Origin of the sequence: Phormidium pseudopriestleyi FRX01 (assembly GCF_017313335.1) — a bacterium.
GTDB classification, from domain to species: Bacteria; Cyanobacteriota; Cyanobacteriia; order Cyanobacteriales; family Laspinemataceae; genus Laspinema; species Laspinema pseudopriestleyi.
Map to the genome: position 1 here is coordinate 1 of NZ_JAFLQW010000677.1, position 8,218 is coordinate 8,218.

The following is an 8,218-nucleotide window of genomic DNA, read 5'->3' on the forward strand; positions in this document are numbered from 1 at the left end:
ACGATTTTGCTGACTTATCAGAGTGCTAAACTGGACCGAATTGTAGAATGTGTCATCTATCCGGTTTGCATTTATTATGTGCAACGGGCGGTTTATTTAGTCGGATTTGGGCGCAATCCCCAAGGAGAAGTCAACTGGTACAATTATCGGTGCGATCGCATCGAAAAACTAGAATCCCTCCCTTGGAACGACCCGCGCATTCCGCAACAGTTAATCCTCCACTATCAAAACCAAACCTTACCCACCCCAGACTACATTCAAGACCAAATGGTGCAAGGGTGGGGATTTGATTTCTATCAACCCCAATTACTGATGCTACTCCGCTTCGACTCCCGCCACCATCGCCGCTACATTCAAGATACAGAACGGCATGAAACCTTTGAAAATATCACTTATGAACAGGCGAAACAGTTAATCAAGCAATACACATCCCCAGAGGAATGTCAACACTTATTAAATATTCTTACCAAACGTTCGGCAACCGATGCTTATTATCAGGCATTTTATCGAGAAGGTGACCCAAATGTGCTGATGAGATTGAATGCGTGGCGTCCTTATGTTGAGGTATTTTTGCCGGAAAAGTTACGGAAAAGAATGGCGCAGGATGTGCGTCAGGAGTGGCAGTTTTATGGGGATTAAAACGCCATTTTTCTTCTCCAAAAGCCCTCCCCTTAGCAAGGGGAGGGTTGGGTGGGGTTCTTCTCCGAAAGCCCTCCCCTTGCTAAGGGGAGGGTTGGGTGGGGTTCTTCTCCGAAAGCCCTTCCTTAGCAAGGACCGGAGGGGTTATTTTATGGTCAAGAATTAAATCTTTTGTTTCCCTTAAACCTGGGGACCCCACCCTAACCCTCCCCTTGCCAAGGGGAGGGGACCGGAGGGGTTCCATTCCGAAAGCCCTCCCCTTAGCAAGGGGAGGGTTGGGTGGGGTTCTTCTCCGAAAGCCCTCCCCTTAGCAAGGGGAGGGTTGGGTGGGGTTCTTCTCCGAAAGCCCTTCCTTGGCAAGGACCGGAGGGGTTATTTTATGGTCAAGAATTAAATCTTTTGTTTCCCTTAAACGTGGGGACCCCACCCTAACCCTCCCCTTGCCAAGGGGAGGGGACCGGAGGGGGATTGGAACTTGTTAATGGGTTAAAATTTCCCCTAACTAATCAAGTCGAATGCACTATGTTGATAATCGATAATATAGGGGCCGAAAGATTGTTTCGCTGCCGGATTATACGACACATATTCTAACACCCGATCGCGCTTAAGACCCGCCATAATCATTCCAACTGTCATGGGTTTAGTACCCCCGGTGAAATCTGCCGCAATTTCATCTGTAGCATAGTGACTTTGACGATAGATTTTGTTAACTATATCAAAGGTATCCTGAGCATCAGCAGGAGAAACACCTTTACATATTGTTATTTGTAATGGAGGTAAAAGAGGTCGGTTGGCACTTGCATCGTCTTTCTGTAAATTAGTGCTGAGTTCTTCACAAAGTCGTTGAATCTCCTGCGCTTTATCCTGAGAACTTCCGCCAAATTCAATGAGTTGGCTGTCATCGGAGGGAATCAACCACAAATTTTCTAAAGTCCGCTTCGTTTTATAGTGATATTCAATGGAAAACAGGGCACTATTGGGATTGCTAACGAGCAAAATTAAGCATTTTTTACCATCGGGTTGGGTCAATCCATCACTGATAAACCCTCCTTGTTGTAGAGGACGCCGGAGTTTAAACGCCAAACTCATCATCACTATCAACCCTAACCCCACGCCGATCATAATAAAATGTATCCGAGAGTCTTCTAGGGTGGGAATCGGTGTTGTCCCCAGCAAATAACGAGTAACCAGTTCAATCAATTTGAGGGAATTATCGACAATCAAACTGGCGATCGCCAATCCGATTAACACCCAAATCGGCAATCCCACCCTGCGGAAAATTCGCCCTAGTTGTAGACTTGACCCAAATCCGGCGATCGCACTCCAGCAGCGACGGGCGATCGCCAGGGTTCCTTTCGATGCAGAGGTTACCATTCGGGCGATCGCGTCTTTCCCCTGGGTTGCGACTCTCACCGTTCCCCTTGCGCCTTTTTCCATGACGCGCAGACCCGTTTTTGTAACCTTTCTTAACCGGGATGATAACTTACGTTGCGGATTGTGAGGTTTCATAACGATTTCGAGGAGTAGGTGGGTTGATGCTATAAAATTGTAATCGGAATTGGAAGGCTAACCTTCCAGTGCCGAGTACAATGGCAACATAGACCGGAAAAAAACTAATGCCATGAGTGAATCTGATTATACCGCTATTACTTTTGCCCCCGTTCAAGGATTTATCGAAAAGTCTCGCAAATTGCGCGACTTGTATGGCAGTTCCTTTCTGTTATCATACCTCTCCCGCGTCCTTTGCCAAGCTGCCACTCAGCAAGGGTTAAATGTGATTTCCCCAGCGATTATTAATGTGACTCAGGGGACGCCCAATCAGATTATTATCCAGGGTTTATTTAGCCGAACAGATGCTGAGGCAGCTTTTAAACAAGCGTGGCAAAATATCGTAGAAACCTGCCGCCAATGGATTGAAGAACAGGTCACGGGTTTTAACTATTGCTGGAAGCGAGAGTGGAAAGATTGGAGTCACTATGCCTGGGAATTTTTCTGGGCCACTGGCGATACCATTACTGCTGCGAGAGAATCTCTCAATGATATCAAACGTCCCCGGGATTGGGTGGGAATTAATTGGAAAGGGGAAAGTTCTACTCTATCTGGAACTGATGCGATCGCTTGGCCGACAATGGGGTTACTGAATCCCAAAACAGGACGGGCAAAACAGGAAAAACAGGACATTGAGAAATTTTATGCGGCATTGAGTCAAAAACTCGGGGAAACCTATCTCGATCGCCTTCCCAAATTTAAGCTATTAAAAGGAACTGGACGAGAGATAGTAGCCAAAAAAATCGGCGAGGCAATTATTACTCCTCGGGAACAGTTGAGCATTCCTGAACTGATTAAACGCTTGATTACCGTCGATGCCGTTGCCGAGAAAATTAAACTGGAAATCAAGCATCCCAGTATCGAACTTTCGGAAGAATTCATCCAAAAAGCCTTGGAATCAACGGATATCGAAGTTCCCGAAAAACCGTTTAAAGAAGTGAATCGCCATGAGGAACAATCTTGGACGGGATGGTTTCAGGGGGATGGCGATCGCATGGGAAAATTCCTCCAAAAGTTAGCCGACAAAGGAGAAGAAGACGAACGTAAAAAATTGCAAGAGTTTAGCGAAGCATTAATGAACTGGGGAGAAAAGGAACTCAAACCCTACATGAAAGATAGCAAACTCGGTCGGATTGTCTATGCCGGGGGCGATGATTTCATGGGGGTGTTATTCCAAAGTGCTACTTCAGGTAAACTCACGGCCACCGAGTGTTTACAGTGGTTTGCCGGACTCCCCGAAGAGTGGGAAAAACATGGCTATGCCGATAAAATTACTGTCAGTGTGGGGTTTGTGTGGGCCGCCCCAAATGTCCCTCAACGGGATGTGTTACAACATGGGCGAGAAGCGGAAAAATCGGCCAAAACTTGTGGACGCGATCGGCTTGCTTTGCGAGTCTTATTCAACAGTGGTAATCACCTAGAATGGGTCTGTCCCTGGCGGTTCCTGGATATTTTATCCGCCTATCGCGATCGCAGCCAAAAGACCCAAAATTGGGCGCATATTTACCAAGATATTGCCATTTTAAAAGCCCGTAATGCCTTCACCGACCAACAAATTAAAATTGCCGAAGCATTAGCCGATATTTATTTTCCAACCTACAAAGACATTTTAGACGAAAAAAACTGGTTTAATACAGCGGTAAGTGCAGGAATTTTAGGCGAACCAGAAACCTACCAGGAAAACGGTAAAATCAGCCAAATCAAGGTCAATGCAGCCCTGAATGAATGGATTATCAATTTGGCAAAAATAGGCTTTCATTTATGTTCCAATACCTCATCCTCATCCAACCCCTGGGATTCCTCTATGGTAGCGCCGGAAGATTCCTCTCCCCTGAAAATTTAGTCGGACGTTCCGGCACCAGTTTCCCCCCTCTGCTGCTACTTTATCCGGCATTTTTGCTGCCGAATGGCAAACCGAAGCAGAGAAAGCAAAACTGGGAAAATTACAACTAGCGGGGCCATTTTGGGCCGAAGAGAACGACATTCAGAACTTCTACGTTGCTACCCCATTTAATTGTTTAGTCAAAGACCAAATTATTCAACATATCCTCACCTGGCAGGGAGAAAAATGGTTACGTCCCTCGGGAGAGAAACCGCCTAATGATAAGTTTGAAAATGGCACTTGGGTGGGGATAAAAGATTGGAAACACCTGCAAGGTAAGGGAGGAAAAAAACCGGAAGTCAAAACGAACCCTTGGAAATTTTTACCCCATCTACATCCTCGCCTGCGAGAGAATGAACGCCACGTCAACACGGACGCCGCTGATAATCAAGGCAGTTTGTTTTTAGAAAATGCTGTCCAACTGAATCCAGAGACTTGTTTAGTCTATTTATCCAACGAAGAAATTCCCGAGGGTTGGTATCGGTTTGGGGGAGAAGGTCACTTAGTCGAAATTCGATGTGAGGCGATCGCAGAACCGGCGAAAACCCTACTCGCACAACCCTTGCAACGCAGTTTTGCCCTAATTACACCCGCCATCTGGGGTTCTAATCGCCTGTCTTATCGCGAACCCAGAGTCAACCAAGGGAACGAGTGGCAAAGTGTGTGGTATGACAACGAATCTCACCCGAAACCCATGCTAACCCAGCGATCGCAACCCATGAGATTTCGGTTAGGCAATCAAAAAGATGGACCACCCAATCAACCGAAACTCCTATCCCGGGGTCGCTATGCCGTTCCTCCCGGGACCGTCTACATTGTAGACCAACCCCTAAACCAAACCTGGCAAGAATGGCCCAAAGACTGGTTTCCCACGGAAGGATATTCCTTCAAACGCTGGGGATGTGGACTATCCTTGCCTCTGGATGGGGCAATATCTGACCCTCTCACTTAACCATTGGAGAATCTGAATGTATCACAAAGCTTATGGCATCATCGAAACCTTAGCCCCCCTCCATGTTGGCGCATCTGCGGGAGAGGAAACCGGCAACCTGAACCTAATTTTTCGCGACCAATTTACCCTAACCGGGATTATCCCCGGGAGTTCGATTCGGGGACGATTTCGGGCAGATATGCGCGATCGCAACTGGAAAGATGCGAATCTCTGGTATGGACATGAAGCGGAAGCAGACGAGGAACAACAAGCACAAACCCAGGAAAACGAATCTAACCAGGATAGAACTACAGAGGCGATCGTTAAATTTGAATATGCCTCCCTACTTTGGCTTCCGCTGTACTGTCCCAACCAACCCATCGTCTGGGTATCCTGTCCTCGCTTGCTGAATCGCTATCAAAAACTATCCGGTTTACCCAAAGCCGAATTTAAGCCTTACAGCTACTATACAAAAAATAGCTTATCCATGAACACCCTATTTTTTAGCTTGGGATTCTTGAACCTTCAGGAAAAAGACCCCAATCTAAAAAACTACATCCCAGCCTCTCTGGAAGACCTCAATCCTGATAAAAATCTCGTCTTAGTGGTCAACGATACGGATATTGCGATTATTCATGAAATGGCTCTATTTCGACAAAGCCGCGTTGCCCTAGAACCGACGAAGAAAAAAGCCAAACGGGGTGCATTTTTCGATGTAGAAGCCTTACCCCAAGGAACCGTATTGACATTTACTCTTGCCTTGAAACCCACCGCCGAAAACCCCAAACCTTGGGAGAAATTTACCGAAGCAGCAGGGTTTAGCAGTAGTAAGGAAATGTACTTTGGCGGCTTAGAATCCATTGGATTTGGTCGCACTCACGTCACCTTAAATCCCTATAACGAGGCCAAATAATATGACTCAAACTCAAGATAAAACGGAATTATATCTCTACAGTATTGACCATCTCGCCCAAGATTTGGTCATCCAGAATCGTAACAAAAAGAACGTCCTCAACGAATCCCATAAAATGAGGATGGCGGTTGCTTATGGCTTAGAACGGTTTTGGGGCGAACACTTGCGATTAGAGGGAGACAAAAACGAAGAAAACCAAAATAAAGGCAAATATTGGAAAGCTGTCTGGGATGCTTTAGAGCAAATTCTTCAGCCCACCGGAATTAACTTGCCCAATCAGAATATTAAATCCAAAAAAACCAATAAAGAAGAAGAAAGCCAAAATATCCGAGAGATGGCAAAAGCGATTTGGGGATTGCCCTTAGAACACCAGCGAATTGCCTTAATGGTACTCACTCAGCTTTGTGACTCCCTAGTTTGGTGGACTCAACGCTACAAGAAAAAAGGAGAAGATTAGACAATGTTATTGGCAAAAGCATTTGAAGAAGCGAAGAGAGAAGCTGTTAAACAAGGGAAAAACATTGAAATTGAGATTCCTAAAACCGCAGCGCCCGTGAATATAGAACCCGAACAAATCCCCATGATGTATCGCGCCCAAGTACAAGGGCGTTGCAGCCTCCAGTTTGCAGGAAATAATAATGATTTAAAACAGTGGACAAAGGAATGGGTTTATCCCAAAGACGACCAAACCCCTACCTATCAGTATCCCGAACCCCCTCTAGGGTTTGATGGAGAAATTTATCGCATCAAAGTCGAGTTTCCCTTTCGATTGTTTAGTAACTGCGGACAAGACAACATCGCCCGTCCCATCATCGGAAAAAATGGCATTCCCTTTCTACCTGGGAGTAGTGTGAAAGGATTATTTAGACGGGCTTGCAGTGATGAAAAAGCCCGAAACTATTGTGGGGATAAGGATAACTTAAATCCGGAAATTTTTCGCTTTCTGGGGGCCTATCCCCTGGGCAATTGGGCCAAACAAATCAATGATATCGTCCATCCCCAACAAGTTCGACAAGTACAAGGTAATGGGTCCCCAACCGCTTTGGCATTAATTAGCTTGTACAAACCCGAATTAATTTTTGAGTTCAGCAGTTCTAGTCCCGAAGTAGATTGGCAGGATGTAGAACGAATTTTGCTAAAGGCATTGCAGCAAGGCGTCGGAGGAAAAACCAGTAGCGGTTATGGCATGGGGGGGAATTTTCCCGACAAACCGACGATAACACCCGCTTATCCGATTAGTTTTGAGTTGAAAAATATTGGGGTGAGTTCGGTCTTGAGAACCGGGGAACCAGAATTTAGACCCAACTTGTTCAAAGCAACTTTGCGGGGTCATGTTAGCCGATTACTGGCAGGAGTTTGTCCGAATCAAGAGGTGGTTAACAGGGAAACGAATCGCTTGTTTGGACATACGACTGAACCGAGTCAGGTGCAAGTTTTGTGGCAGTCAAAACAGGAAGATTTTGATACCCGAGGCAAAAATCCCACCTACACTACGCGAGGCGTCTTATATGTGAATACACCCCGAACAGATGTTGATTTTATCGAAAATGTGTTAAAATTCGCCTTTGTGATGGGTGGATTTGGCAAGTCTTGGCGCAGAGTCTGGCACAAAAAGTTTTATCCCACCTATCAAAAATTAGAGATAGGCTGTCATTGGGAATCCCCGGATATTGATGAGATTCAAACTCGTCAGCACTTAAAGCAGTTTTTGGACAGTTTGTTTGCCTTAAGTTGCGATCGCCTCGGTTCTAAACCGCCAAAACCTCTAAGTTGGAAAGAAGCATGGCATCCGCAACGGGTGGCGGTGTATAGCAATATTGTCACCGAATCAGCCGCAGTGAGATTGTTTCACGATGACGTTTTTAAAACTACCCCAGCGATCGGAGGACGTAACCCCAAGGACAAACGACCTACGTTCGTCAGTTCTGTTTGGCATCGGATGTTGCCGATCGCCGGAAATAAGTATTTAGAAATCGTCACCGTTTTTCATGGCGATCGCACTCCTTGGAAGCATAAACAAGAAGGCAACCAACTCCATAAATTTATCCAGAAATTAACCGATAAAGGACTGCAATTGACCTGGGGAACCAGTCCAGCAGCATCAAAAAGCTGAATGAGGTGACCAAAGGTTAACCCTACTAGAGGCGATCGCCGTTTTCAAACCCTCGAAAATGGCGATCGCCTCTTCAGTCCCAAATGTCCCGGTTTATCCATGATTTAGGCTCGCTACACCGACTAAAAAATCCAGAAAAATTCCGTTAAATATTTGAATTAATTTATACGTCTATGGTATAATAAAATAGAA

Annotated in this window: 7 protein-coding genes; 6 read left to right on the forward strand and 1 reads right to left on the reverse strand. The window is 45.8% G+C overall.

Annotated elements, in window-relative coordinates; all coding sequences use genetic code 11:
- Positions 1-639 (forward strand): TIGR03985 family CRISPR-associated protein (locus tag J0895_RS25415; protein ID WP_207090766.1); only part of this gene is annotated, 639 nt, incomplete at its 5' end.
- Between the two features lie 498 nt (positions 640-1,137).
- Here J0895_RS25415 and J0895_RS25420 read toward each other — a convergent pair.
- Positions 1,138-2,148, reverse strand: coding sequence for a hypothetical protein (locus J0895_RS25420; protein WP_207090767.1), 1,011 nt, complete (start codon positions 2,146-2,148; stop codon positions 1,138-1,140).
- A 112-nt stretch (positions 2,149-2,260) separates the two neighbouring features.
- Between J0895_RS25420 and J0895_RS25425 the strand changes: the two genes are divergently transcribed.
- The 5 genes from J0895_RS25425 to J0895_RS25445 all read left to right on the forward strand — a co-directional run bounded on the left by J0895_RS25425 (position 2,261) and on the right by J0895_RS25445 (position 8,026).
- On the forward strand, positions 2,261-4,030 hold the full coding sequence (locus tag J0895_RS25425; protein WP_207090768.1) for a Cas10/Cmr2 second palm domain-containing protein: 1,770 nt from the start codon (positions 2,261-2,263) through the stop codon (positions 4,028-4,030).
- Between the two features lie 283 nt (positions 4,031-4,313).
- Positions 4,314-5,021, forward strand: coding sequence for a hypothetical protein (locus J0895_RS25430; RefSeq protein ID WP_479724818.1), 708 nt, complete (start codon positions 4,314-4,316; stop codon positions 5,019-5,021).
- A gap of 16 nt (positions 5,022-5,037) precedes the next feature.
- Positions 5,038-5,913, forward strand: coding sequence for an RAMP superfamily CRISPR-associated protein (locus J0895_RS25435; protein ID WP_207090769.1), 876 nt, complete (start codon positions 5,038-5,040; stop codon positions 5,911-5,913).
- Between the two features lies 1 nt (position 5,914).
- Entirely contained in the window at positions 5,915-6,370 is a 456-nt protein-coding gene (locus tag J0895_RS25440) for a hypothetical protein (RefSeq protein WP_207090770.1), read from the forward strand.
- Positions 6,371-6,373: 3 nt separating this feature from the next.
- The gene (locus J0895_RS25445) at positions 6,374-8,026 is read left to right on the forward strand and encodes a hypothetical protein (RefSeq protein ID WP_207090771.1); all 1,653 of its coding nucleotides are present in this window, start codon (positions 6,374-6,376) and stop codon (positions 8,024-8,026) included.
- Positions 8,027-8,218 lie beyond the last annotated feature (192 nt).

Excerpts from the sequence above, each read along its gene's own strand:
- J0895_RS25420 (WP_207090767.1), bottom strand. The coding sequence starts at position 2,148 with ATGAAACCTCACAATCCGCAACGTAAGTTATCATCCCGGTTAAGAAAG.
- J0895_RS25425 (WP_207090768.1), top strand. The coding sequence starts at position 2,261 with ATGAGTGAATCTGATTATACCGCTATTACTTTTGCCCCCGTTCAAGGA.
- J0895_RS25435 (WP_207090769.1), top strand. The coding sequence starts at position 5,038 with ATGTATCACAAAGCTTATGGCATCATCGAAACCTTAGCCCCCCTCCAT.
- J0895_RS25440 (WP_207090770.1), top strand. The coding sequence starts at position 5,915 with ATGACTCAAACTCAAGATAAAACGGAATTATATCTCTACAGTATTGAC.
- J0895_RS25445 (WP_207090771.1), top strand. The coding sequence starts at position 6,374 with ATGTTATTGGCAAAAGCATTTGAAGAAGCGAAGAGAGAAGCTGTTAAA.